At 61.4% G+C, this 22,363-nt stretch carries 22 protein-coding genes; 9 read left to right on the plus strand and 13 right to left on the minus strand.

Annotated elements, in window-relative coordinates:
* Position 1: 1 nt before the first annotated feature.
* The 4 genes from BJ928_RS02595 to BJ928_RS02610 all read right to left on the minus strand — a co-directional run bounded on the left by BJ928_RS02595 (position 2) and on the right by BJ928_RS02610 (position 6,780).
* Positions 2 to 385 (minus strand): RidA family protein, encoded by a 384-nt coding sequence (locus BJ928_RS02595; RefSeq protein ID WP_047627558.1) that lies wholly within the window; start codon positions 383 to 385, stop codon positions 2 to 4.
* Between the two features lie 10 nt (positions 386 to 395).
* The gene (locus BJ928_RS02600; RefSeq protein WP_047627560.1) at positions 396 to 2,003 is read right to left on the minus strand and encodes a carboxyl transferase domain-containing protein; all 1,608 of its coding nucleotides are present in this window, start codon (positions 2,001 to 2,003) and stop codon (positions 396 to 398) included.
* 35 nt (positions 2,004 to 2,038) lie between these two features.
* On the minus strand, positions 2,039 to 3,202 hold the full coding sequence (locus BJ928_RS02605; protein ID WP_047627562.1) for an isovaleryl-CoA dehydrogenase: 1,164 nt from the start codon (positions 3,200 to 3,202) through the stop codon (positions 2,039 to 2,041).
* A gap of 86 nt (positions 3,203 to 3,288) precedes the next feature.
* Entirely contained in the window at positions 3,289 to 6,780 is a 3,492-nt protein-coding gene (locus tag BJ928_RS02610; RefSeq protein ID WP_281024115.1) for an indolepyruvate ferredoxin oxidoreductase family protein, read from the minus strand.
* 307 nt (positions 6,781 to 7,087) lie between these two features.
* Between BJ928_RS02610 and BJ928_RS02615 the strand changes: the two genes are divergently transcribed.
* Complete coding sequence (locus BJ928_RS02615; RefSeq protein WP_047627566.1) at positions 7,088 to 7,747, plus strand: glutathione S-transferase family protein; 660 nt, start codon at positions 7,088 to 7,090, stop codon at positions 7,745 to 7,747.
* Positions 7,748 to 7,768: 21 nt separating this feature from the next.
* On the opposite strand, the gene BJ928_RS02620 is transcribed toward BJ928_RS02615, so the two are convergent.
* The gene (locus BJ928_RS02620; protein WP_047627568.1) at positions 7,769 to 8,665 is read right to left on the minus strand and encodes a LysR substrate-binding domain-containing protein; all 897 of its coding nucleotides are present in this window, start codon (positions 8,663 to 8,665) and stop codon (positions 7,769 to 7,771) included.
* 150 nt (positions 8,666 to 8,815) lie between these two features.
* On the opposite strand from BJ928_RS02620, the gene BJ928_RS02625 reads away from it, so the two are divergent.
* Positions 8,816 to 9,001, plus strand: a complete 186-nt coding sequence (locus BJ928_RS02625) for a hypothetical protein (protein ID WP_047627570.1) — start codon at positions 8,816 to 8,818, stop codon at positions 8,999 to 9,001.
* Positions 9,002 to 9,027: 26 nt separating this feature from the next.
* Complete coding sequence (locus tag BJ928_RS02630) at positions 9,028 to 9,384, plus strand: MmcQ/YjbR family DNA-binding protein (RefSeq protein ID WP_047627572.1); 357 nt, start codon at positions 9,028 to 9,030, stop codon at positions 9,382 to 9,384.
* A gap of 5 nt (positions 9,385 to 9,389) precedes the next feature.
* Here BJ928_RS02630 and BJ928_RS02635 read toward each other — a convergent pair whose 3' ends face one another.
* Both BJ928_RS02635 and BJ928_RS02640 read right to left on the minus strand, forming a co-directional pair.
* Positions 9,390 to 10,010: a glutathione S-transferase N-terminal domain-containing protein gene (locus BJ928_RS02635; protein WP_047627574.1), complete on the minus strand. Its 621-nt coding sequence runs from the start codon at positions 10,008 to 10,010 to the stop codon at positions 9,390 to 9,392.
* 154 nt (positions 10,011 to 10,164) lie between these two features.
* Positions 10,165 to 10,521 carry an NUDIX hydrolase gene (locus BJ928_RS02640; protein ID WP_047627576.1) on the minus strand — a complete coding sequence of 119 codons (357 nt, stop codon included), beginning with the start codon at positions 10,519 to 10,521 and terminating at the stop codon, positions 10,165 to 10,167.
* A 128-nt stretch (positions 10,522 to 10,649) separates the two neighbouring features.
* Between BJ928_RS02640 and BJ928_RS02645 the strand changes: the two genes are divergently transcribed.
* Both BJ928_RS02645 and BJ928_RS02650 read left to right on the plus strand, forming a co-directional pair.
* Positions 10,650 to 11,405 (plus strand): DeoR/GlpR family DNA-binding transcription regulator, encoded by a 756-nt coding sequence (locus BJ928_RS02645; RefSeq protein WP_047627578.1) that lies wholly within the window; start codon positions 10,650 to 10,652, stop codon positions 11,403 to 11,405.
* A gap of 162 nt (positions 11,406 to 11,567) precedes the next feature.
* Complete coding sequence (locus tag BJ928_RS02650) at positions 11,568 to 12,056, plus strand: DUF2127 domain-containing protein (protein WP_052227465.1); 489 nt, start codon at positions 11,568 to 11,570, stop codon at positions 12,054 to 12,056.
* A 14-nt stretch (positions 12,057 to 12,070) separates the two neighbouring features.
* Here the strand turns inward: BJ928_RS02650 and BJ928_RS02655 are convergent, their stop codons facing one another.
* A complete protein-coding gene (locus BJ928_RS02655; protein ID WP_047627579.1) occupies positions 12,071 to 13,078 on the minus strand; it encodes an asparaginase in 1,008 nt (335 codons plus the stop codon).
* A 99-nt stretch (positions 13,079 to 13,177) separates the two neighbouring features.
* Positions 13,178 to 13,804 (minus strand): transcriptional regulator, encoded by a 627-nt coding sequence (locus BJ928_RS02660; RefSeq protein ID WP_047627581.1) that lies wholly within the window; start codon positions 13,802 to 13,804, stop codon positions 13,178 to 13,180.
* A 101-nt stretch (positions 13,805 to 13,905) separates the two neighbouring features.
* Between BJ928_RS02660 and BJ928_RS02665 the strand changes: the two genes are divergently transcribed.
* A complete protein-coding gene (locus BJ928_RS02665; protein WP_047627583.1) occupies positions 13,906 to 15,330 on the plus strand; it encodes an MFS transporter in 1,425 nt (474 codons plus the stop codon).
* On the opposite strand, the gene BJ928_RS02670 is transcribed toward BJ928_RS02665, so the two are convergent.
* From BJ928_RS02670 to BJ928_RS02685, 4 genes are all read right to left on the minus strand, one after another.
* The gene (locus BJ928_RS02670; protein ID WP_047627585.1) at positions 15,311 to 16,309 is read right to left on the minus strand and encodes an NAD(P)H-quinone oxidoreductase; all 999 of its coding nucleotides are present in this window, start codon (positions 16,307 to 16,309) and stop codon (positions 15,311 to 15,313) included. The genes BJ928_RS02665 and BJ928_RS02670 overlap by 20 nt on opposite strands.
* Before the next feature lie 79 nt (positions 16,310 to 16,388).
* Positions 16,389 to 18,194 (minus strand): EAL domain-containing protein, encoded by a 1,806-nt coding sequence (locus BJ928_RS02675; RefSeq protein WP_047627587.1) that lies wholly within the window; start codon positions 18,192 to 18,194, stop codon positions 16,389 to 16,391.
* Positions 18,195 to 18,405: 211 nt separating this feature from the next.
* On the minus strand, positions 18,406 to 18,657 hold the full coding sequence (locus BJ928_RS02680) for a type II toxin-antitoxin system ParD family antitoxin (protein WP_047627589.1): 252 nt from the start codon (positions 18,655 to 18,657) through the stop codon (positions 18,406 to 18,408).
* Between the two features lie 231 nt (positions 18,658 to 18,888).
* The gene (locus BJ928_RS02685) at positions 18,889 to 19,437 is read right to left on the minus strand and encodes an HdeD family acid-resistance protein (protein WP_047627591.1); all 549 of its coding nucleotides are present in this window, start codon (positions 19,435 to 19,437) and stop codon (positions 18,889 to 18,891) included.
* Positions 19,438 to 19,589: 152 nt separating this feature from the next.
* On the opposite strand from BJ928_RS02685, the gene betI reads away from it, so the two are divergent.
* Genes betI through betB form a run of 3 tightly spaced genes read left to right on the plus strand, consistent with a single transcriptional unit; the run spans position 19,590 to position 22,287 of the window.
* The gene (gene betI, locus BJ928_RS02690; RefSeq protein WP_047627593.1) at positions 19,590 to 20,177 is read left to right on the plus strand and encodes a transcriptional regulator BetI; all 588 of its coding nucleotides are present in this window, start codon (positions 19,590 to 19,592) and stop codon (positions 20,175 to 20,177) included.
* A 5-nt stretch (positions 20,178 to 20,182) separates the two neighbouring features.
* The gene (locus BJ928_RS02695) at positions 20,183 to 20,824 is read left to right on the plus strand and encodes a glutathione S-transferase family protein (RefSeq protein ID WP_047627595.1); all 642 of its coding nucleotides are present in this window, start codon (positions 20,183 to 20,185) and stop codon (positions 20,822 to 20,824) included.
* Positions 20,824 to 22,287: a betaine-aldehyde dehydrogenase gene (gene betB, locus BJ928_RS02700; RefSeq protein ID WP_047627597.1), complete on the plus strand. Its 1,464-nt coding sequence runs from the start codon at positions 20,824 to 20,826 to the stop codon at positions 22,285 to 22,287. The genes BJ928_RS02695 and betB overlap by 1 nt, the downstream gene beginning before the upstream one ends.
* Positions 22,288 to 22,363: the final 76 nt, after the last annotated feature.

A 22,363-nucleotide genomic window follows, 5' to 3' on the forward strand; every position in this document is an offset into this window, starting at 1 on the left:
CCTATTGCGCGGCAATGACTTCGACTTCGAGCAGCCAGGCGGTGTCGAAAATACCCGCGATCACGACAGTCATGGCCGGCGTGAGCGCGCCGAGATATTCGGCGCGGATCTCGCGGTTCTCCATCGTGTGGTGCCGGTCGGCAAGAAAGACCGTCACCTTGACGATATCGGCCTTGCTCATGCCGGCAGCCTTCAACTGTGCGTCGACATTGAGCCAGGCCTGGCGAGCCTGCGCCTTGAACCCCTCGGGCAGCACATCGTCCGACGTCAGCGGAACCTGGCCGCTGACAAATAGCAGTCGCTCGAAATTCTCGAGCTTTACGGCCTGCGCATAACCGCCGCGGGGCTGCGGTGCGTTCTTTGCGTTGATGTTTTCGCGTTTCATTTCCATCTCCTCACATCCTGAAAAGACCGAAGCGCGTGTCTTCGATCGGCGCGTTGAGCGCGGCGGAAAGCGACAGAGCCAGCACGTCGCGGCTCTTGCGCGGGTCGATAATACCATCGTCCCAGAGACGGGCCGAGGCATAGAGCGGGTGGCTCTGGGTTTCGAACATCTTGAGCGTCGGCGCCTTGAAGGCCGCCTCTTCCTCTGTCGTCCAGGGCTTGCCAGCACGCGCCAGCGCTTCGCCGCGCACGGTGGCGAGCACGCCGGCCGCCTGCTCCCCGCCCATGACGGAGATGCGGCTGTTGGGCCAGGTCCAGAGGAAACGCGGCGAATAGGCACGACCGGCCATGCCGTAATTGCCGGCACCGAAGGAGCCGCCGATGAGCATGGTGACCTTCGGAACCTTGGTGGTGGCCACAGCCGTCACCAGCTTGGCGCCGTTCTTGGCGATGCCCTCGGTTTCGTATTTGCGGCCGACCATGAAGCCGGTGATGTTCTGCAGGAAGACCAGCGGGATCTTCCGTTGCGAGCAAAGCTCGACGAAATGCGCCCCCTTGAGCGCCGACTCCGAGAAAAGAACGCCGTTGTTGGCGATGATGCCGACGGGAATGCCGTGGATATGAGCGAAGCCGCAGAGCAGCGTGGTGCCGTAGCGCGCCTTGAACTCATCGAGGCGGGAACCATCCACCATGCGAGCGATGACCTCGCGCACATCGTAGGGCGTACGCAGGTCGGAAGAGACGATGCCGAGGATCTCCTCGGGGTCGTAGAGGGGCGCCTCCGGCGTGCGAAGCTCGACGCCTTCCGGCTTGCGGCGATTGAGGTTGGCAACCGCCCGCCGGGCAAGCGCAAGCGCATGGGCATCGTCGCGCGCCAGATGATCGGCAACGCCGGAAAGCCGCGTATGGACGTCGCCGCCGCCGAGATCTTCGGCCGAGACCACCTCCCCAGTCGCCGCCTTGACGAGCGGCGGGCCGGCGAGAAAAATCGTTCCCTGTTTCTCGACGATGATGGTTTCGTCCGACATGGCCGGCACATAAGCGCCGCCTGCCGTGCAGGAGCCCATGACCACGGCGATCTGCGGGATGCCCGCCGCCGACATATTGGCCTGGTTGTAGAAGATGCGGCCGAAGTGATCGCGGTCCGGAAACACCTCATCCTGGTTCGGCAGGTTGGCGCCGCCGGAATCGACGAGATAGATGCAGGGGAGGTTGTTTTCCGCCGCGATCTCCTGCGCACGAAGATGTTTCTTCACCGTGATCGGATAGTAGGTGCCGCCTTTGACCGTGGCGTCATTGCAGACGATCATGCAATCGCGGCCCGAAACGCGGCCGATGCCGGCGATCAGGCCGGCTCCGGGGGCATCTCCGCCATAGAGACCATGAGCAGCTGTCGTCCCGATTTCCAGAAAGGGCGTGGCGGGATCGATCAGGCCCGCGACGCGATCGCGCGGCAGCATCTTGCCACGGCTGACATGACGCTCGCGCGCCTGGGCGCCGCCGCCTTCCGCCACCTGCGCCGCGGCCGCCTCGGCGACACCGATCGCTTCCAGCATGGCGGCGCGGTTGTCGCGGAAGCGATCGCTATGCGTCGATATCTCTGATTTCAGAACGGTCATGCGGCCTCACCGGTCGAGTAAAATGGAATACGAAATCAGGCCGTCTCGCCGAACAGCTCGCGGCCGATCAGCATACGCCGGATTTCGGAGGTGCCGGCGCCGATCTCATAGAGCTTGGCGTCGCGCAGCAGCCGTCCGGCCGGATAATCATTGGTGTAGCCATTGCCGCCGAGCGCCTGGATGCATTCGAGCGCCAGCGCCGTCGCCTTCTCGGCGGAATAGAGAATGCAGCCGGCCGCATCCTTGCGGGTCGTCTCGCCGCGATCGCAGGCCGCCGCCACCGCATAGACATAGGCGCGCGACGCATTCATCGTCACATACATATCGGCCAGCTTGCCCTGCATCAGCTGGAACTCGCCGATGGACTGGCCGAACTGCTTGCGCTCATGCATGTAAGGCAACACCACATCCATGCAGGCGGCCATGATGCCGACGGGACCGCCCGACAGTACGACGCGCTCATAGTCGAGGCCCGACATCAGCACGCGCACACCGCCATCGACGTGCCCCAGCACATTTTCCTCTGGCACCTCGCAATCCATGAAGATCAGTTCCGAGGTGTTCGAGCCACGCATGCCGAGCTTGTCGAGCTTCTGGCCGACCGAAAATCCCTTGAAGCCCTTTTCGACGAGGAAGGCGGTGATCCCGCGCGGGCCGGCATCCGGCGAGGTCTTGGCATAGACGACAAGTACATCGGCGTCGGGACCGTTGGTGATCCACATCTTGCTGCCGTTCAGCACATAGTGATGGCCGCGCTTTTCAGCATGAAGCTTCATGGAGACAACATCGGAACCGGCGCCGGGTTCGGACATGGCCAGCGCCCCCACATGCTCGCCCGAGATCAGCTTCGGCAGATAGCGCTCCTTCTGCGCCGTGGTGCCGTTGCGGTGGATCTGGTTGACGCAAAGATTGGAATGGGCGCCATAGCTGAGGCCAACCGAGGCCGAAGCACGGCTGATCTCTTCCATGGCGACCGTGTGGGCGAGATAGCCGAGACCAGCGCCGCCGAAGTCTTCGGCGACGGTGATGCCGAGTACGCCGAGCTCGCCCATCTCCCGCCAAAGATGCATCGGGAAATTGTTGTTGCGGTCGATCTCGTCGGCAAATGGCGCGATGCGGTTGGCGGCAAAGCGGCGCACCTGCTCACGCAGCGCGTCGATGTCCTCACCCAGCGCGAAGTTCAATCCTCCTGCAAACATCCAGCCTCTCCTCCCGCTGTCCGCGAACAACCGTTCCTTGTGAACCTATATTTCTTTAAGCCCGCTTCAAGCTTCAGCCATGATCGTCATGCGGCGTCGGCGGGCGCTTGCTGCTTTGCCTGCGGCGTCTCATAGACCTTCAGCCTATCCGAAATCTTCGCCATGATCGTCCGGACGGCGGCCTCCTTCACCGGGCCGAAGCCTCTTATCTCATCAAACAACGAGAGGATGGCAAGTGCCTCGGCCTCGTTGTCGTGGCGCAGGCCGGTCAGAACACGCCCGGCAATCCCTTCGTAATCGGCGATCACACGGCGTTCCAGTCGCCGCTCCGCCATATAGCCGAAGGGATCGAAGGCGGTCCCGCGCAGCCGCTTCATCGGCGCAAGGACGCGCAGCACCGGCAAGATCCAGGCGCCGAATTCGCGCTTCTTCGGCCGACCGTTCGGATCTTTCCCGCCGAGGATCGGCGGGGCGAGATTGAAGGCCAGCTTGAAATCGCCTTCCATCTCCTCGCGCAACTGTGCCTCGAAAGCAGGGGCGGTCAGAAGACGGGCGACCTCGTACTCATCCTTGTAGGCCAGAACCCGCGCATAAGTGGCGGCGACCGCAAAGGGCACCTTGTCAGACAGACGTTCCCGTGCCGCCAGCGCGTTGGCATGGGCGACGAAAGCGGCATAGCGCTCGGCAAGCGCCGCATTCTGATATGCGGTCAGATGCGCCTTGCGATGATTGATGAGTTGATCGAGGCTCATGTCAGCCAGCGTCTTGCCATCTTCCGGCTCGGCCATCATCGCCTGGACGGCCTGCGGATCATGCGCCAGAAGCCGACCCCAATGGAAGGCCGAGAGGCTCGACTTGACGGCGACGCCGTTGAGCTCGATCGCCTTTTCGATCGCCTCCAGCGACAGGGGCAGCAAACCGCGCTGCCAGGCAAAACCGGTCAGCAGGATATTCGTCGAGATGGCATCGCCCGTCACCTCGGTCGCAACATGGCCGAAATCGAGGAAGACGGACTTGTCGCTAACGGTCTTGGCGATCGTGTGCTGGATCGAACTTGTCTTGAAATCGAAGTCGCGGTTGCGGACGAAATCGGCGACCGGCATCAGGCCGGTATTGACGATGGCGGTCGTCCGCACCGGCGAGCAGAGCGTGATCGCATCCTTGGAGGCGCCCACCACGTCATCCGCCGCAAGCAGCAGATCGGCGCCGCCATTGACGATGCGCGAGGAGGTGACATCAGCCTCATTGTGACCGATGCGCAGATGGCTCATGACCGCGCCACCCTTCTGGGCAAGGCCGGCCATGTCGAGGATCATCGGCACCTTGCCGTCGAGATGCGCGGCCATTCCGAGAATGGCGCCGATCGTCAGGATGCCGGTGCCACCGACGCCGGCAATCGCTATGTTCCAGGGCCTTTCGCCGATGACGGGGATTTCGGGCATTGGCACATCGACATCGGCGTGCTCCATTGCCTTCCGCTTGCGGCGCTTGCCGCCGTGAACCGTCACGAAGGACGGGCAGAAGCCCTTGACGCAGGAGAAATCCTTGTTGCAGCTCGACTGGTTGATCTGGCGCTTGCGGCCGAATTCCGTCTCGAGCGGCTCAATCGAGATGCAATTGGATTGCACCGAGCAATCGCCGCAGCCTTCGCAAACGGCCTTGTTGATGAAGACGCGCTTGGCCGGATCTTCCATCAAGCCACGGCTGCGACGACGGCGCTTCTCCGCCGCGCAGGTCTGGACATAGACGATCGCCGAACAGCCCTCGGTGTCGCGCAGCGTCAACATCACCTGATCGATATGGTCGCGATGCAGCACCTTGACGCCGGGAGCCAGCTCGGAGGCGCGATAGGCATCCGGATTGTCCGACAGCAGGTAGATCGGCTTGACGCCTTCATCGTGCAACTGCTTCGTCACCAGTTGCGGCGTCAGATAGCCGTCGATCTGCTGGCCGCCGGTCATGGCGACGGCATCGTTGTAAAGCAGCTTGTAGGTGACGTTGACCTTTGAGGCGACGGACTGGCGGATGGCGAGAATGCCGGAGTGAAAATAGGTGCCGTCGCCGAGATTGACGAACATGTGCTTTTCGTCGGTGTAGCGGGCGATCGCCGTCCACGGCACGCCTTCGCCGCCCATCTGGGTGAAGGTTTCGGTGTTTCGGTCCATCCAGGTGACCATATAATGACAGCCGATACCGGCGATGGCGCGGCTGCCTTCGGGCACGCGCGTCGACGTATTGTGCGGACAGCCAGAACAGAAGAACGGCGTGCGGTTCAGCGGCGCGACATGGCCGCGGCTGATCTGGCCGCGCTCGGCCAGATAAGCGAGCTTGGCGGCGATGCGGTCATGCAGGCCACGGTCGAGATCGAGCTTGAGGATACGTCCGGCAATCGCTCTTGCGACTGCGCCGACGGTCAAGGCCGCCGAGAGGCTGAGATAGGGCTTGTCATGTTCGTCGAACTTGCCGACGATGCGCGGCCGAACATCCGCACGCCAGTTGAAAAGCTGTTGCTTGATCTGGTTTTCGATGATCTCGCGCCGCTCCTCGACGACAAGAACCTCGTCCAGCCCTTCGGAAAAGTGCCGGACGGCTTCCGGCTCCAGCGGCCAGGGCATGCGCACCTTCAGAATGCGCAGACCGATCGCAGCCATTTCCTTCGGGCCGATCTCTAGTTCGCGCAGCGCCTGCAGCACATCCTCGTAGGCCTTGCCTGACGAGATGATGCCGAAGCGGGCATTGGGCACATCATGCGTGACTTCGTCGACTCGGTTGGCCCGGGCAAAGGCGATGGCCGCATAGGCCTTGTAGGTCTGCAGGCGGTCGTCCTGAACCAGCGGCGGATCGGGCCAGCGCAAATTGAGGCCGCCGGGCGGCAATTCGAAATCGGTCGGCAAGACGAATTGCCGTTTTTCGCCGGAAAGATCCACCGTCGCGGTCGTCTCGACGGTATCGGCAATGAATTTCATGCCGACCCAGCAGCCCGAATAGCGCGACATGGCGATGCCAAGCAGGCCGTATTCGAGGAATTCATGGATGGACGAGGGATAGATGACCGGGATGAGCGCCGACATGAAATCATGGTCGGTCTGATGCGGGATGGAGGAGGATTTGGCGGCATGGTCGTCGCCGGCGATACAAAGGACGCCGCCATGTCTGGACGTTCCGGCCGCGTTGCCGTGCTTCAATACGTCGCCGGAGCGGTCGACGCCGGGACCTTTGCCATACCAGATGCCGAGCACGCCATCCTTGCGAGCGCCGGGCGAAAGGCCGACCTGCTGCGAGCCCCAGACCGCCGTCGCGGCAAGATCCTCGTTGATCCCTGGCTGGAAGGTGATGTCGTGCGCGTCAAGGTAAGTCTTGGCTTTCAGAAGCTGCTGATCGTAGCCACCGAGCGGCGAACCGCGATAACCGGAAATGAACGCCGCCGTGTTGAGGCCAACGGCGCGGTCGCGCCGCATCTGTGTCATCGGCAGCCTCACCAGCGTCTGCAGGCCGGTCATGAAGACCCGGCCTTCCTCTGCGGTATATTTGTCGTCTAGCGATACACTGGTTGCAAGCATCTGCTCTCCTCCCGAGATCGCAGTGACCAATTGCGCACATGTGTTTCCGCCGAATGCCTCCTACCGCATTCGATGAAAACCGAGGTTAAACCCTAACATGCGCCATGGCTAATTTCCGAACGAAGGCTGGGCATCGGCAGCATGTTTTGCAAAAAATTCGAGGGGCTGCCGATATTTTCGTGCTTGCGACGTGCCCATCATCCACGCTCGTGGTTCGATGCCTGTCATCCATCACGAGCTTTCATTGGAGATATCAGCGCCAGGCCCTTTTACTCCTCCGGCCCGCCCCATAATGTCGCGCCAGACTCGAATCTGGGAGACCCATATGCTGACGATCTACGGCGTCTATCGCTCGCGCGCCTCGCGCAACTACTGGATGGCAAACGAACTCGGCATCGAGTTCAAATCCATACCCGTGATTCAGGGCAGCCGGCTTGCCAATCCGCTCGCCGCCGACGCGCCGGTCAACACGATGTCGCCGGAGTTTCTGGCCGTCAATCCGATGGGCATGATCCCCTGCATCAAGGACGGCGATCTCGCCATGCACGAGTCGCTTGCCATCAATCTCTACCTCGCGCGCAAATATGGCGGCCCGCTCGCCGGCAAGACGGTCGAGGAAGAAGGGCTGATGGCGATGTGGACCATGTGGGCCGCAACCGAGGTCGAGCCCTATAGCGTCGCGCTCGTGCGTATCTATGACAATGCGCAGGAAAACAGCGAGCAGGGTAAAGCGGGTATCGCGGTTGCCTGCCGCTCGCTGAAGAGGCCGCTGGATGTCCTCGAAAAGCATTTGCAGAATCAGGATTATCTCATCGGCGGCCGCTTTACCGTTGCCGATCTCAACCTCGCCGAGGTGTTGCGCTACGCACAGACGGAGCAGGAACTCTTCGACAGCCATCCCAAGGTGAAAGCCTGGATCGGTCGCTGCCAGTCGCGCGACGCCTACAAGGCCATGCAGGCAACCCGCAGTAAAGAGCCGGTCTGACGAGCGCCTGAAGCGCATGCTCTATTGGAAGAGGCGGATGCTCTCTTCCATTTCCTCGCGTATCCAGGCCTTGAAGGCGGTCACTTTCTTTGGCTCGCGCACGCCCTCGGCAGTGACGAAGTAATGGCCGAAGCCGGTCGTTGCTCGGATACCGAAGGGATCGACAAGGCATTTCTGCTCAAGCGCATAGGCCGCCAGCGTCTGCCAGGCAAGCATGACGCCCTGCCCTGCCATCGCAGCATCCAGGCAAAGCGATGCATCGTTGAAGATGTGCCGTTCTTCCATGCAATGGCCTGAAAGCCCGGCCTTGCGCAGCCAAACCTCCCAGCTGAACATCGCATGGCCATCGATGACGGCCGGAACCTTCAGGAGATCGGCGGGCTCCCGCAGGGTGGCGGCAATCCGCGGGGTGACGACCGGAAACACCTCCTGCGCCAGCAGCAGCTCGGACTTGACGCCGGGCCACTGACCGCTGCCGACCCGAATGCCGATATCGACATCGGACGTCGCCGGATTGATCAGGCGCGTGGTGGCATCGATGCGCAGGCGGATATCCGGGTGGCGATTGGCGAAGCGATCGAGCCGGTACACCAGCCAGCGGGCGGCGAAAACCGGCGCGACCGAGATAGTGAGGATGTTTTCATCCTTGTGCTGCGCAAGCGCGATGGCCGCCGAAAGCGCTTGAAAGCCTTCGCCGAGCCTCGCCAGGATCGCACCCCCCGCCTCCGTGACGGCCATGCCCTTGGGCGTTCGCTCGAACAACGGCCGACCGAGCTGCGCCTCGGCCTTGATGATCTGCTGACTGACCGCGCCGACCGTCACGCCGAGCTCGTCGGCCGCCGCCTGCAGCGAACCGAGCCGCCCGACGGCCTCCAGGGCGCGCAAGCCATTCAGATGAACGTTGTTGAGGTTTCTCATTATAGAATATCTATATCAGCATCCCGTCATTCTCAATTGCATCGGACGCTTATTCGCGCGATTATTGCACCATGAAATTGAAGACCGCCGCCACCCGCTCGGCTGATGCCCTCATGGTTGCATCGATGCGGAGATCCAAGGAGGCATCCCATGTCGATCTTGAAGTTTTTCTTTAGTCATCTGCTGGAAGAGGATCGCGAACCAGACAACGATCCGCTGCAGCATCCCACGCTCGCCGGCATGTCGCTGGAAGAACTGGCCGACCTGCCGCTCATGCCGGAAAATCTCGGGCGCCCTATGGACAAGCGGACCGTTCAGCCGGAAGAATGCGCGTAAGAGAAACCTGCTCCACACGTGCAAACATGACATCGACCGTCGACATGGACGCAATTGCGGAACGATTGCAGCGGCTTATAGCTCAAGCCCGGCTGCCGGCCGTTGAACCTGGCCTGCACTACGGCATGCCGGCATTCAAGGTCGGCGGGAAAGCCTTCGTCTCGGTGAAGAATAACGAAACCATCGTGCTGTCGCTGCCGATCGACCGCAAGGAACAGCTGATGGAAATGGCGCCGGAGATCTATTTCCAGACCGATCACTATGTCGGCTGGCCTGCCCTGCCGCTACGCATCGGTGCGATCGGCGACGAGGAGCTGCAGCAGCGATTGATCGAGGCGTGGCAGTACCGCGCCCCGAAAAAGATATTGGCGACATTCGGCTGACGGGATCAGCCTTCCTCGACGGCAAGTGCCTTCTTCACGGCCGGGCGCTCCAGCATGCGGGCATAATGGGCCTTCACCTTCGGGAACCGGTCGAGATCGACATTGTCCCCCGGCAGCCACTTCGCCATGGTGAAGAGATAGCCGTCCGCGACCGTATATTCGTCGCCCATCACCCAGGGGCCCTTCAGCATCTTGTCCTCGATCAGGGCAAAGCTTTCGGCCATGGTTTGCGGCACCTTGGCCTTCATGGTCTCGATGGCGGCAGCATCATCGGTCCAGCGGGCGCCGCGTGCCTTGTGCGAATGGTTCACATGCACGGTCGAGGCGATATAGCTGTTGAAGGATTGCATCTCGGCGAATTCGAAGGGGTCGTCGAGGGGCGCCAGTTTGGCGGCGGGCACGCTCTGGGCGATATAGGCCAGGATCGCGATATTCTCCGTAAGCACGCCCCTGTCGGTGACCAGCGCCGGAACACGGCCCTTGGGGTTGATGGCAAGGTAATCCGGCTGGCGCTGATCGCCATTGGCGAGGATGAGGCGGCGGGGCTCGTAGGCGAGACCCGACTCCTCCAAGGCAATGAGACTGGCAAGCGCGCAGCTGCCGGGCGCGAAATAGAATGTCAGCATGTTCCGTTCCTCGATTGAATTCTGCGAGGAAGCTAAAGCGAACCCGGCCAATACGGAAGTGGCTGATGCTGATAGCTGCGACAAAAGGTTTTGATCGATCAGCGCGATGTGCCCATCCCCATCGGCTGGCGCAATGAGGATGGGCTGCCGGCGTTTAGGCGCAGCCGGGCACGTCTTCCAGCCTGTGCCAGACGGGAATACCGCGCTCGCGGGCGATGCGAACGTCATTGTCCGCGCCCTTGGAATCGCCCGGCAATCTCAGGACGCCCTCGCAAAGCTGCAGCAGACGGCCGGCCGTGGGATGGAAGATTTCTTCATAGAGGTCGTCACCGATGCTCTTGCCGCCTGAGGCGTTCCAGACCGGCAAAGCGACCCATTCGCCGATCATTGGCAGATGCCCGGCCTTGAACAGGGCATAGGACGGCTCCTCCAGGCGCTTGAGGTTCTCGGCCATCTTCTTCGGATCATCGCCGGTGCCGGAGCGATAGGGCCCGGCAATCAGGATCAACATGTCATGTCTCCATTTTTCTAACTCCTGCTTCCTGCAGGAATTTGCACGAATATGCGCATATTTTCTTGAATGTCGAATCTATTCTGATATGTTCGTGATTATTCGTGAAATATCGTGCAGAGATCGACATGCTGACCAGCCAACGCAAAGCCCTCATCCTCGACAGATTGCGCCGGGACGGCCAGGTGATCGCCAAGGCGCTGGCCGACGATCTCGGCCTATCCGAAGACACGATCCGCAGGGATTTGCGGGAGATGGCGGCGGAGAAACTGCTGAAGCGGGTGCACGGTGGCGCGTTGCCGTTATCACCCGAGCTGACGGATTTTACGGCGCGGCAGGCGGTTTCATCGGATGCAAAACGCCGGCTCGGCGCCTATGCGGCGAACATGATCCAGTCGGACCAGACGGTTTTCCTCGACGGCGGCACGACGAATGCCGAGATCGCCCGCCAGCTGCCGAAGGATCTCGCCGTCACCATCGTCACCCACAGCCCGACGATAGCGGGCGAACTGGAGCATCACCCTTTGGCCGAGGTGATCCTGATCGGTGGCAAGCTCTACAAGCATTCGATGGTGGCGACGGGTGCTGCCGCCATGGCGGCGATCGCCTCCATTAGGGCCGATATCTTCTTTCTGGGCGTCACCGCCATCCATCCCGCCCGCGGCTTTTCGACCGGCGATTTCGAGGAAGCGGCCATCAAGCGGCATATCGCGCAATGCTCAGCGGAGACCTATGTCTTGGCGACGGCCGAGAAGCTCGATGCCGCCTCGCCTTGCCAGATCCTGCCTGTAAGGAGCATTTCGGGTCTCGTCGTGCCATCGGATGCTCCGGAGGAAAGCCTCGCCCCCTACCGGGCGACCGAGATGCCGATCTTCCTCGCCTGACGCTGCACCGCGCAATCCGCCGGCAAGGCAGCTCCGTCGGGATTGACGCATCGTCATCATGATGCGGTCGAAGATCGATCATATCTCGATCGGAGATCGGCCTGCCTTGCGGTCATCGCCGATCAAACCTACCTCAAGATACCCCAAAGGTTACGATCGCCCATGAACGAACGCCGCATTCATCAGCTCTTCGAAATCAGTGTCCTGTTGAAGGGCGCGCACGCCTTGATCGAATGCATCGGCGGCCTTGTGCTCGCCCTCGTCAGCACGGAATCCATCCTTCGCCTGGCAAACAGGATCGCCCAGCCCGAACTGCTCAACGACTCCCATGATTTCATCGCGACGCACCTGCTCACCTGGGCGCAGGATTTCTCCGTCGGCACCAAGAACTTCTATGCCTACTATCTGCTGAGCCATGGGCTCGTGAAGGTGCTGCTCGTCATCGGCCTGCTCAGGGGCAAGATGTGGGCCTATCCGGCCTCGCTGGTGGCGCTCGGACTTTTCATCGCCTACCAGCTGTACCGTTTTACCGACACGCACGGCATCGGCCTCATCATCCTTACGATCTTCGACCTCGTGGTCATGATCCTGATCTGGCAGGAATATAAGGTCGTCCGGCACCATGTGCCGGCGCGACAAACCGGAGATTGAGGCGAGAGGCCAAGTTATGCCGTCAGGGCAGCGGCCGGCCTGATATCGCCGACATGGATGCCGTTCCAGTTCTTGAAGGACCGGTCGGCCATCGCCATCAGGCCGGCATGAGCCGCGCCGTCATTCTCGAAGAAACGGGCGAGCGTCGCGGCCACCATGACCTCTGCCGCACGGCCGTTGCCATCGTCGCATTTGATCGCGATGGCGATGCCCTGCTCGGGGATCGCGGCGCAAAACACGCCCTCGGCGCCGGTCTTGGCGAAGATGCGGCCGGGCGCAACCTGCATGAGCTTGGTGCAGGCGCGATCGGTTCCGGCAACGTAGAAGGGTTCGGCCATGCAGGCATCGAACAGCCGGCGCGACGCCTTGGCGCGCAGGGGCTCAAGACCGACGCCTGTCGCCATTTTGGCAAAGCCGTGCGCTAGTCCCTTGAGCGGCACGGCATAAGTCGGGATCGAGCAGCCGTCCGTGCCGCAATTGTCGTGAGCAAGAACGGCGCCCGTCAGGCTCTGCATAGTCTCGCGGATCTGCTGCTGCAGCGGATGATCGTAGCCGACATAGCCCTTGGGATCGATATCCTGATGGCAGCAGGCGCAAATGAAGCCGGCGTGTTTGCCAGAACAATTGTTGTGCAGCGCCGTCGGCTTTTCGATGGTACGGGCCTGATGAATGACGGTCTTCTGATCGGAAGACCAGTGCACGCCGCATTCGAGTGTGCCGACATCGCGGCCGGCGCGCGCCAGCATCGAAGCGGCAAGCGCAACATGCTCGTCCTCGCCGCTATGGGAGGAACAGGCGAGCGCCAGTTCCTTGCTGCCGAAGCCATAAGCGTCCGCCGCGCCGCTTTCGACCAACGGCAGGGCCTGCATCGCCTTGCAGGCCGAGCGCGGAAAGATGCCACTGCCGATATCGCCGACCGAGAAGATCACCTTCCCATCGCCGTCGATCGCGACGATGGAGCCGCGATGGCGGCTCTCGACCAGATTGCCACGGGTGACTTCGACGCAGACGGGATTTGACATGACAGGATGCAGCCTTTGATTTGCGGGACGGGCAGTGATAGCCGCTGCATCCGCAATTGCCAATCATCGGCGGCGCTTGCTGCCATCAAAAAACATCGTTCAGGCCGCCTGCCGAATCCTGTAGGCACAACGTCGAGCGCCGAGCAGGATATGCTCCTCCCGCTCGACCTGCGCCCCCAGCACGGCACGGAACGTTTCCAGCTCCGATCGGCAAAAACCGGAGCAAGCGAAGGCGGCGGCGCAGATAGGGCAGTGATTCTCCACCAGCATGAGCGAGCCGTCATCGTCCTGCCAGTGATCGGCCATATAGCCTTCCTGCGTTCGGATGGCGGCAAGGCTTGCGACGCGCGACGGCAGATCGGCCGCAAGATCGATCTCGCTGCGGTAGCGCCGAAGCGTATCCGTCTCGCGCGCGGAAATGAGAGTGTCGACAGCGCCCTGCCCCAGCTGGCTGACCATGGTCGCAAGCAGCGTCGCGGTCAGGTCGGCATGACCATCCGGAAATTGCCGATTGCCGGCTGATGTCAGGTGCCAGAACTGGCGCGGCCTGCCCCGGCCGGCTGCCGCCTCCGAAACCGGCTCTACCAATCCTTCTTCCGCCATCTTCGTCAACTGCTGGCGGGCCGCCTCGGACGATATGCCGAGCGTATCGCCAACAGCCGCTGCCAGTTGCGGCCCCTCGGTTTTCAACAGGATCAGAATTCGATTGGCGGGCGACTGACGCATTTTTCCAAGTTTTCTCTTGTTTTAATCCGGCAAGGATGTAATTTTCCAAATTATAACTTGGAAAATAATCAACCGCTAGGGAAAATACCGAGGATCGTCCGATGTCCAGCATCGAAAACACTGCCCCCACCCCATCCTCCTCCGTCTTCACATTGTTTTCGCCGAAACTTCTGCCCGCAACGCTGATGCTCGGCGGCGGCGTGACGCTTTATGCCGTCGAATCCTACATCACCGCCACGATCGCGCCGTCGATCGTCCGGGATATCGGCGGCCTCGAACTCTTCTCGTGGATGACGACGCTCTTCGTCGCCGCCGGCGTGCTCGGCTCGATCACCGTTGCCACGCGACCGAAAGGCATGGGACTTCGCACAGTTTACGTCGGAGCAGCGCTTATCTTCGGCATTGGCAGCCTCGCTTGCGCCATCGCGCCGATGATGCCCGTATTGCTGGCCGGCCGCGCCATCCAGGGCTACGGCGCCGGCATGCTGTCGGGCCTCGCCTACGCCTTCATCCGCTTCGTCTATCCGGAGGCGTTGTGGCGCAAGGCCTCCACGCTCTATGCCGCCATATGGGGTGTCGCGACCGTGCTCGGTCCGACGCTCGGCGGTCTCTTTGCCGCCGGCGGCGCCTGGCGCGAGGCTTTCATCATCCTCGTGCCGCTGACCGTGATCATGGCGCTTTCCGCGCGCCGGCTGCTGCCCGGCGTCGCCGATGACCGCATCGATACCAGAACGCCGCTCGCCCAGATCGGGCTTCTGCTGACGGCTGTGCTGTTCGTCAGCATCGCCAGCACCGTCGACCACGGAACCTACAAAGTCGTGCTGATCGCCATTTCCATCGCCCTGGTCGCAACCATGGTCGTAATCGAGCGCAAGGACGATGTGCGGCTCCTGCCCTATGGCGCGGTCATGCTCGGCAATCCGATCTCGCGGCTCTATCTGACGATGTTTACGGCCATGATGGTGCTGACGAGCGACATCTATATCCCCTACTTCCTGCAGACCCTGCACGGTGTCACGCCGCTGGTCTCCGGTTACCTCGTCGCGCTCGTCGCATTGGGCTGGACGATCGCAGCCTTCTTCAGCGCCTCGTTTTCCGGCCGGCAGGCCGTTGTAGCTATTGTCAGCGGCTGCATTCTGGAGACCGCAGCGACCGCATCGCTGATCCCGTTCCTGGCAACGAACACGCCCTTTGACACCCTTGCCAGATTTGCGCCTGCCGTTATCGCCATGTTCCTGATGGGGTTCGGCGTCGGTCTCGGCTGGGCGCATCTGGTGACGAAGATCATCGGCATCGCCCGCAAAACCGAGCAGGACAAGGCCTCGGCGGCGATCTCCATGACGCAGTCGCTCGGCGGCGCTTTCGGCGCCGCGCTCGCGGGCGTCATCGTCAACGGCGCGGGCCTGACCCATCCGGGCGGCATTGCCGGCGGCATCTCCGCCGCGACATGGCTCTACGCGCTGATGGCCATACCCGGCCTCATCGCCATCGCCCTGTCGCTGACGATCAAGCCAGCTTCAGCATGATCTTGCCGATGTGGTCGCTGGTTTCCATCAGCCGATGCGCCTCGACCACATCGTCGAAGGAGAATGTCCGATAGATGACGGGGGCAACCGTGCCCTCGTCGAGCAGCGGCCAGACCTGGGAGAGAAGGTCGTCGCGGATCGCCCGCTTTTCCTCGGCCGTGCGCGGACGCATGGTCGAACCGGTGACCGTCAGGCGCTTGACCATGATCGGAGCCAGATTAACATTCTCAGCCAAGGCGCCGCCGAGGAAAGCGATGATCGACAAGCAGCCGTCGCGGGCGAGCGAGGCAAGGTTCTTCTCCAGATAGGCGGCGCCGATCATGTCGAGGATGATGTCGACGCCATGCTCCGTTTCCGCCTTGATGACCTCGGCGAAATCTTCCTCTTTATAATTGATGGCGCGCTTCGCGCCGAGTTTCTCGCATGCCTCGCATTTTTCCTTCGAGCCGGCCGTCGCATAGACCGTTGCGCCGAAAGCGTGGGCAAGCTGGATCGCCGTCGTGCCGATGCCGCTGGAGCCGCCGTGGATCAGCACGCTCTCGCCTTCGGTGAGGCCAGCCATCTGGAAGAGATTGGCCCAAACCGTGAAGAAGGTTTCGGGAACGGCCGCAGCTCGTACCGCGTCGTAGCCATTCGGGAAACGGAGCGCCTGGCCGGCGGGAAGCACGCAATATTCGGCATAGCCGCCACCGTTGGCGAGGCCGCAGACCTTGTTGCCGATCGCAAACTCGGTCACGCCGGGCGCGACATCGACGACTTCGCCCGATATTTCGAGGCCAAGGATCGGGCTTGCATCCTTCGGCGGCGGATAGGTGCCCTGCCGCTGCGCCACATCCGGCCGATTGACGCCGGCGGCCTCGACGCGAACCAGGATCTCACCCGGCTTCAAGACCGGCAATGGCCTGCGGGCGATGGTCATGACCTCAGGCCCGCCAAAGGACGGCAAATCCACGAAACGCATTTCAGACGGCAAGGGCATGGCGCAATCTCCTCTCCCAGCAAAGCAGTGGAGATAGTTTAGCGCAGCGCGCTTGAAAAGGATCGAGTACGAGAGGGCGTCAATTCGTCTCGGTCAAACCGAGGAATGCGACGCCGATTGCGCTTTCCTTTGCCTTGGCCTTGATGCCGGCAATGGAGGTGCTGACGCGGTTGATATTGTCGATTACCAACCCTTCCGGCAGCTGCAGGATGCCGATCGAGCAGCGCATCAGCGGAAACTCCGCTTCCGCACCGCTGCGGTCATGACCATGGATGCGCCCGGCAGCTCGGTCTTCCGCCGAATAGAGCTCGAGCACGTCGGCATGGAAATCGGCGAGCAAGCGGTCCAGAACCTCGCGAACCTCCTGCATGCTCCAGCCGGTGACGCCGATGAAGAAGTCGTCGCCGCCGACATGGCCAAGAAAATGGCGCTCGGCGAAGAAATAGCGGCGCATCAGCGCCGCGAACAGCGAGATGGCGTGGTCGCCGAGATGAAAGCCGTAGGCATCGTTGAACGGTTTGAAATTGTCGAAATCGCAATAGCAGAAATGCCTGATCTCATCGCCGTCGCGGCCGGCGCTCTGCATGAAATCGTGGATTGCCCTGTTGCCCGGCAGGCCAGTCAGCGGGTTCTGATCCTGGGCGATCTTAAGCTGCTTCTCATTGATCACCTTGATGAGCGAGGCGGCCGACACGATGCCGGCATAATGCGTGCCTTCGGTCACGATCAGGCAATCGCTGCTTTCCATGTTGGCGAAGATCGTCATCAGCGTATCGGCATCGGAATCGAGCCCGACGATCGGCGCCATCTCGACGAAATGCGAGATCGAGCGCTCATAGACTTTGTTCTTCAGCAGGTCGCGGCCGAAGGGCTGATAGATATATTCCTTGAGCTGATACTCGTGAATGATGCCGCGCGGCTCGTCATTGGCGTTGACGACCGGGAAATAGGCGCGGCGCGGATTGCGGCGGAAGAGCTCGAAGACGCTATCGATGCTATCGGTTTCGCGTATGGTCGGCAGCACCTCGATCTGCTTGCGGATGAGGATTTCGTCGAGCGACTGGCTGTTGCGCGCCGTCTTGCCGATATCCTGCAGGTGCGGAAAGCTCGGCTTGAGTTCGTTGACGAGTACGGTCGGGCGAGCGATGAACCAGCCCTGGACGAGATCGACGCCGAATTCGCGGCAGGTCAGGAACTCCGCCTCGGTTTCGATGCCTTCGGCGATGACGCGCGTGCCGAGAACATGGGCTATATTGACCAGATTCCTCAGAATATGGCGCTTGCGGGCGCTGCGATCGATATCGACGATGAAGTGCCGGTCGATCTTGAGATAATCGACCGGATAATCGGACAACAGCTTCATCTCGCCGCGCCCGACGCCGAAGTCGTCGATGGCAAGCTTGAAACCGGCATTGCGCATCTTGGCGACCAGCGCCGAGAACTCGGGCACGATGGTATTATCGAAACGTTCGGAAAACTCGAAGCAGACGGAGGAAGGGGTAATGCCGGCCTTTCTCATATGTTGCAGCAGGCTATCGACCAGTACCCCACCCTGCGGAATCAGCCGGACATCCAGATTGAGAAAAAGCGTTGTCGCGGTGATATTGGGCAGCGTGGCAAATTTCGCGAGCGCGCGGCTCGTCACCATCTGCTCCAGCCCAAGCAATTGGCCGGTGCGCTCGGCTTCGTCGAGAATATCGATCGGGCTGTCGAAGCCGATGCGTTCCTGGCCGCGCATCAGGGATTCATAGCCGAAAACGGCGCCGGTGCCGGCCTCCACGATCGGCTGAAATGCGTTTTCGATCACGAGTTTGGCGAGAGTGACGATCTGGTCGCTGGCATATCGGCGCAATACGCCTGGTTCGACTGCGGCAGTCAGGGACATGCCCATCTCCACTTGCGGATTCTGATCTAATTTATTTAAGTAAAACTTTGGGTTTACCGCGTTTTCAACTCAAGATGCGCCATAAAGCGTCAACGAAACCTTTCCCGTATGTGAAAGTTTCATGAATGGTAAAGCAATATTAACCATTCGTCGGAACGGAAAAATCCGTCCAAACCAAGAGTTCGCCGGTCATGCCGAACGGGCTTCGGCGCTAGTTGCTCGAATGCCGTTCCGCCTCGTAGTCGGCAAACATGTCCGCGACGCAGCGGCTGTTCTTTGCCGCCTCACCGCCGTCGTTGGCAGCATGCGGGACATCGCAAATGTCACCGCGCTTGCGGGCTGCATCCCACATGCGCAGGGCTTCCCGCACAACCTCGCTGCTTGAGGCATAGGTGCCGGTATCGACCGCTGCCCTGATGCCGGCAGCCTGAAGCGGAGAGATGGAAACCGTTACCATCGGCATGATATTCCTCCCTTGACGTTGCCATGCGGAAATTTCGCTGGAAGCATGTTCCGCGGCTTGGACCGGTACCTGCAGGGCAAATCATCCGATCTGCACGCTTCCAGAGGATGGGTACCGTCGTTACATCAACTCGACGCCGCTCCGCCCAATGAGGCAGAGAGACGAAAGATTAACGCCGCTCACGCTCTTTGTCAAAAAGTCGCAGTCCGTTACCCCCTTTTGGGGGATCATCTACCGCCTGAGCACAAGGCCGAAGACCACCAGCGTCCAGCCCTGGAAAATCAGATCGAAGGCCAGGAAGAGGCCAAGAATCCAAAGGCTGTTGACCGGCCAACCGAGTGCGATGGCAATGCCCGCGACGGCGGTTGCAAGGCCGCTGACGACGATCCACACCCAGCCGCGCTCCGGCTTCAACTTGCGGCCGACCCAGACGCGAAACGTGCCGGCGATAAGGAGCGCGATAGCAAGGAACAGCGTCAAGGCCTCGGAAGCCAACAGGGGATTGGCAAAGGCAAGGATGCCGGCAACCGTATAGAGCAGGCCGCTGAGCACCCAGAACAGGATATGCTCCCAGCCCCTCACCTGAAAGGCATGGGCCAGATGCACGACGCCGCCGATCAGCATGAGCATCCCAACGTAGTAGACCGAGGCCACCGTGGCGATGAACAGATTGCCAAGGGCGATGCCGCCGCAGATCAGCAGCAATATGCCGAGACCAACAAACCAGCCCCACTTGTCGCGCATTGCGGATGGGGGAACTTCATCAAGAATATCAACCATGACTGCACCTCCTCCTTTTTAGAAGTATGGCACAGAAACGCTTTGCGGAAAGAGGTTGCGGATTTTTCGCCGCGGATCGCCCGGCGTTTGATTTTTTTATTGATTGATCAGTCAATCAAAAATACAGTTGACGTCAGCCTTGGGGATGACAGATGCCGAAAGTCGGAATGGAACCGGTGCGCCGCAAGGCGCTTGTTGATGCCGCGATGCGCGTGATCGGCGATCATGGCTCGCTGACAGTCACCATGTCCGAAATCGCCAAGCAGGCCGGCGTTTCTCCTGCTCTCGCGCATCACTATTTCGGCAGCAAGGAACAGCTGCTGATCGAGACCGTCCGTGTTCATCTACAGCGGTTGCGCGACAGCGTAGTGACGGCGCTTAGGGCTGCAAACACACCGCGCGAAAAACTCTCGGCTGTCATCCGCGTCAGTTTCCAGGCCGACCAGTTCGCGCCGGAAACGATCGCCGCGTGGCTCGCCTTCTATGCCGAAGCGCAGCGCTCGGAGGAGACACGCCGCTTTCTCGTCATCTACGCACGGCGCCTGCATTCGAACCTCGTCGCCAACCTCAAGGCTCTGTGCTCAGCTCCCGATGCCGCACGGATCGCCGAAGGCGCGGCTGCCATGATCGACGGTCTCTATATCCGCCAGGGCCTTAGATCCGCGCCGATCAGCACCGAGGCGTCGATCACGCTGACCGAGGACTATCTCACGACCCACCTCAACGCATTGAAAGGCTGAAGGTCATGCTCACCGTCTGGGGCCGCAAATCGTCATCCAACGTGCAGGCGCTGATGTGGTGCATCGGCGAGCTCGGCCTTGCCTATGAGCGCATCGATGCGGGGTTCACCTACGGTGTCAACGACACGCCGGAATTCCTCGCGATGAATCCGAACGGCACCGTTCCGGTGCTGCGCGACGGCGATGGCGAACCATTGTGGGAATCGGGGGCAATCCTGCGCTATCTCGCCACGCAATATGGTGAGGATGCATTCTGGCCGAAGGATGCGCGTCATCGCGCCCAGATCGACAAATGGGCGGAATGGGCGAAGATCAATATCGCCTTGAATTTCACCGCCCCGATATTCTGGCGCGTGGTGCGCACAGCCCCTGCGCTCAAGGACGAGAAGGCAATCGCTGCGGCCGTTGCCGCGCTCGCTGCGAAGCTTGACATCGCCGAGTCGCAGCTCAGACGGCATCGCTTCCTGGCCGGCGATAATCTGACGCTTGCCGACATACAATTCGGGCATCTTCTCTATCGCTATTTCGACATCGACATCCAGCGCCCCGCCCATCCGCGGCTTGAGCGTTACTACGAAAACCTGACCGAGCGGCCTGCTTTTCAAGAGCATGTCATGGTGTCCTACGAAGAATTGAGGGTTCTATAATGCGCGCACAACCGAAAGCCTCGCATTTCATCGACGGAGAATATGTCGAGGACACCGACGGCACCCTTATCGAGAGCATTTATCCGGCGACCGGCGAGGTGATCGCCCGCCTGCACGCGGCGACACCTGCCATTGTCGAAAGGGCAATCGCCGCTGCCCGCCGCGCGCAGCCGGAATGGGCGGCCATGAGCCCGACGGCGCGCGGCCGTATCCTGAAGCGCGCCGCCGACATCATGCGCGAGCGTAACCGCGAGCTTTCCGAGCTGGAGACGCTGGATACCGGCAAGCCGATCCAGGAAACCATCGTCGCCGACCCGACTTCAGGCGCCGACAGCTTCGAGTTCTTCGGCGGCATCGCCGCAGCCGGCCTCAACGGCTCCTATATCCCGCTCGGCGGCGATTTTGCCTATACCAAGCGCGTGCCGCTCGGCGTCTGCGTCGGCATCGGCGCATGGAACTACCCGCAGCAGATCGCCTGCTGGAAGGGTGCGCCTGCTCTCGTTGCCGGCAATGCCATGGTGTTCAAGCCCTCCGAAAACACCCCGCTCGGCGCGCTGAAGATCGCCGAAATCCTCATCGAAGCCGGCCTGCCGAAGGGGCTCTACAATGTCATCCAGGGCGACCGCGAAACCGGGCCGCTGCTCATCAACCATCCTGACGTCGCCAAGGTATCGCTGACCGGCTCGGTGCCGACGGGCCGCAAGGTCGCGGCTTCCGCCGCCGGCAATCTCAAGCATGTCACCATGGAGCTCGGCGGCAAGTCGCCGCTGATCGTCTTTGATGATGCCGATATCGACAGCGCCATCGGCGGGGCGATGCTCGGCAACTTCTATTCGACGGGCCAGGTCTGCTCGAACGGCACGCGCGTTTTCGTCAACCGTAAGATCAAATCCGAATTCCTGAAGCGCCTGAAGGCCCGCACCGACGCGATGATCATCGGTGACCCGATGGACGAGGCGACGCAGATCGGCCCGATGGTGTCATGGGCGCAGCGCGAAAAAGTGCTCGCCTATATCGAAAAGGGCAAGGCCGAGGGCGCGACGCTGCTGACCGGCGGCGGCATCCCGAACAATGTCTCCGGCGAAGGCTATTACATCCAGCCGACCGTCTTTGCCGATGTCACCGACGATATGACGATCGCTCGCGAAGAAATCTTCGGGCCGGTCATGTGCGTTCTCGATTTCGACGACGAGGCTGAAGTGATCGCCCGCGCCAACGCCACCGAATTCGGCCTTTCCGGCGGCGTCTTCACAGCCGACCTTACCCGCGCCCACCGCGTCGTCGACCAGCTCGAAGCCGGCACGCTCTGGATCAACACCTACAATCTCTGCCCCGTCGAAATCCCCTTCGGCGGCTCCAAGCAATCCGGCTTCGGCCGTGAGAACTCGCTGGCGGCGCTGGAACACTATTCGGAACTGAAGACCGTCTATGTCGGCATGGGGCCGGTACAGGCGCCTTATTGATCCACCTCCCCCTTGAGGGGGGAGGTCGCCGCTTAGCGGCGGGTGGGGGTGACCAGCCGCAGCGCGCATAGCAGCA

This window comes from Rhizobium sp. WW_1 (genome assembly GCF_003610155.1).
GTDB lineage: Bacteria > Pseudomonadota > Alphaproteobacteria > Rhizobiales > Rhizobiaceae > Rhizobium > Rhizobium tropici_A.

Bases quoted from the DNA above. Each gene is read 5' to 3' on its own strand.
- BJ928_RS02595 (WP_047627558.1), bottom strand. From the start codon at position 385: ATGAAACGCGAAAACATCAACGCAAAGAACGCACCGCAGCCCCGCGGC.
- BJ928_RS02600 (WP_047627560.1), bottom strand. From the start codon at position 2,003: ATGACCGTTCTGAAATCAGAGATATCGACGCATAGCGATCGCTTCCGC.
- BJ928_RS02605 (WP_047627562.1), bottom strand. From the start codon at position 3,202: ATGTTTGCAGGAGGATTGAACTTCGCGCTGGGTGAGGACATCGACGCG.
- BJ928_RS02615 (WP_047627566.1), top strand. From the start codon at position 7,088: ATGCTGACGATCTACGGCGTCTATCGCTCGCGCGCCTCGCGCAACTAC.
- BJ928_RS02620 (WP_047627568.1), bottom strand. From the start codon at position 8,665: ATGAGAAACCTCAACAACGTTCATCTGAATGGCTTGCGCGCCCTGGAG.
- BJ928_RS02625 (WP_047627570.1), top strand. From the start codon at position 8,816: ATGTCGATCTTGAAGTTTTTCTTTAGTCATCTGCTGGAAGAGGATCGC.
- BJ928_RS02630 (WP_047627572.1), top strand. From the start codon at position 9,028: ATGACATCGACCGTCGACATGGACGCAATTGCGGAACGATTGCAGCGG.
- BJ928_RS02635 (WP_047627574.1), bottom strand. From the start codon at position 10,010: ATGCTGACATTCTATTTCGCGCCCGGCAGCTGCGCGCTTGCCAGTCTC.
- BJ928_RS02640 (WP_047627576.1), bottom strand. From the start codon at position 10,521: ATGTTGATCCTGATTGCCGGGCCCTATCGCTCCGGCACCGGCGATGAT.
- BJ928_RS02645 (WP_047627578.1), top strand. From the start codon at position 10,650: ATGCTGACCAGCCAACGCAAAGCCCTCATCCTCGACAGATTGCGCCGG.
- BJ928_RS02650 (WP_052227465.1), top strand. From the start codon at position 11,568: ATGAACGAACGCCGCATTCATCAGCTCTTCGAAATCAGTGTCCTGTTG.
- BJ928_RS02655 (WP_047627579.1), bottom strand. From the start codon at position 13,078: ATGTCAAATCCCGTCTGCGTCGAAGTCACCCGTGGCAATCTGGTCGAG.
- BJ928_RS02660 (WP_047627581.1), bottom strand. From the start codon at position 13,804: ATGCGTCAGTCGCCCGCCAATCGAATTCTGATCCTGTTGAAAACCGAG.
- BJ928_RS02665 (WP_047627583.1), top strand. From the start codon at position 13,906: ATGTCCAGCATCGAAAACACTGCCCCCACCCCATCCTCCTCCGTCTTC.
- BJ928_RS02670 (WP_047627585.1), bottom strand. From the start codon at position 16,309: ATGCCCTTGCCGTCTGAAATGCGTTTCGTGGATTTGCCGTCCTTTGGC.
- BJ928_RS02675 (WP_047627587.1), bottom strand. From the start codon at position 18,194: ATGTCCCTGACTGCCGCAGTCGAACCAGGCGTATTGCGCCGATATGCC.
- BJ928_RS02680 (WP_047627589.1), bottom strand. From the start codon at position 18,657: ATGCCGATGGTAACGGTTTCCATCTCTCCGCTTCAGGCTGCCGGCATC.
- BJ928_RS02685 (WP_047627591.1), bottom strand. From the start codon at position 19,437: ATGGTTGATATTCTTGATGAAGTTCCCCCATCCGCAATGCGCGACAAG.
- betI (WP_047627593.1), top strand. From the start codon at position 19,590: ATGCCGAAAGTCGGAATGGAACCGGTGCGCCGCAAGGCGCTTGTTGAT.
- BJ928_RS02695 (WP_047627595.1), top strand. From the start codon at position 20,183: ATGCTCACCGTCTGGGGCCGCAAATCGTCATCCAACGTGCAGGCGCTG.
- betB (WP_047627597.1), top strand. From the start codon at position 20,824: ATGCGCGCACAACCGAAAGCCTCGCATTTCATCGACGGAGAATATGTC.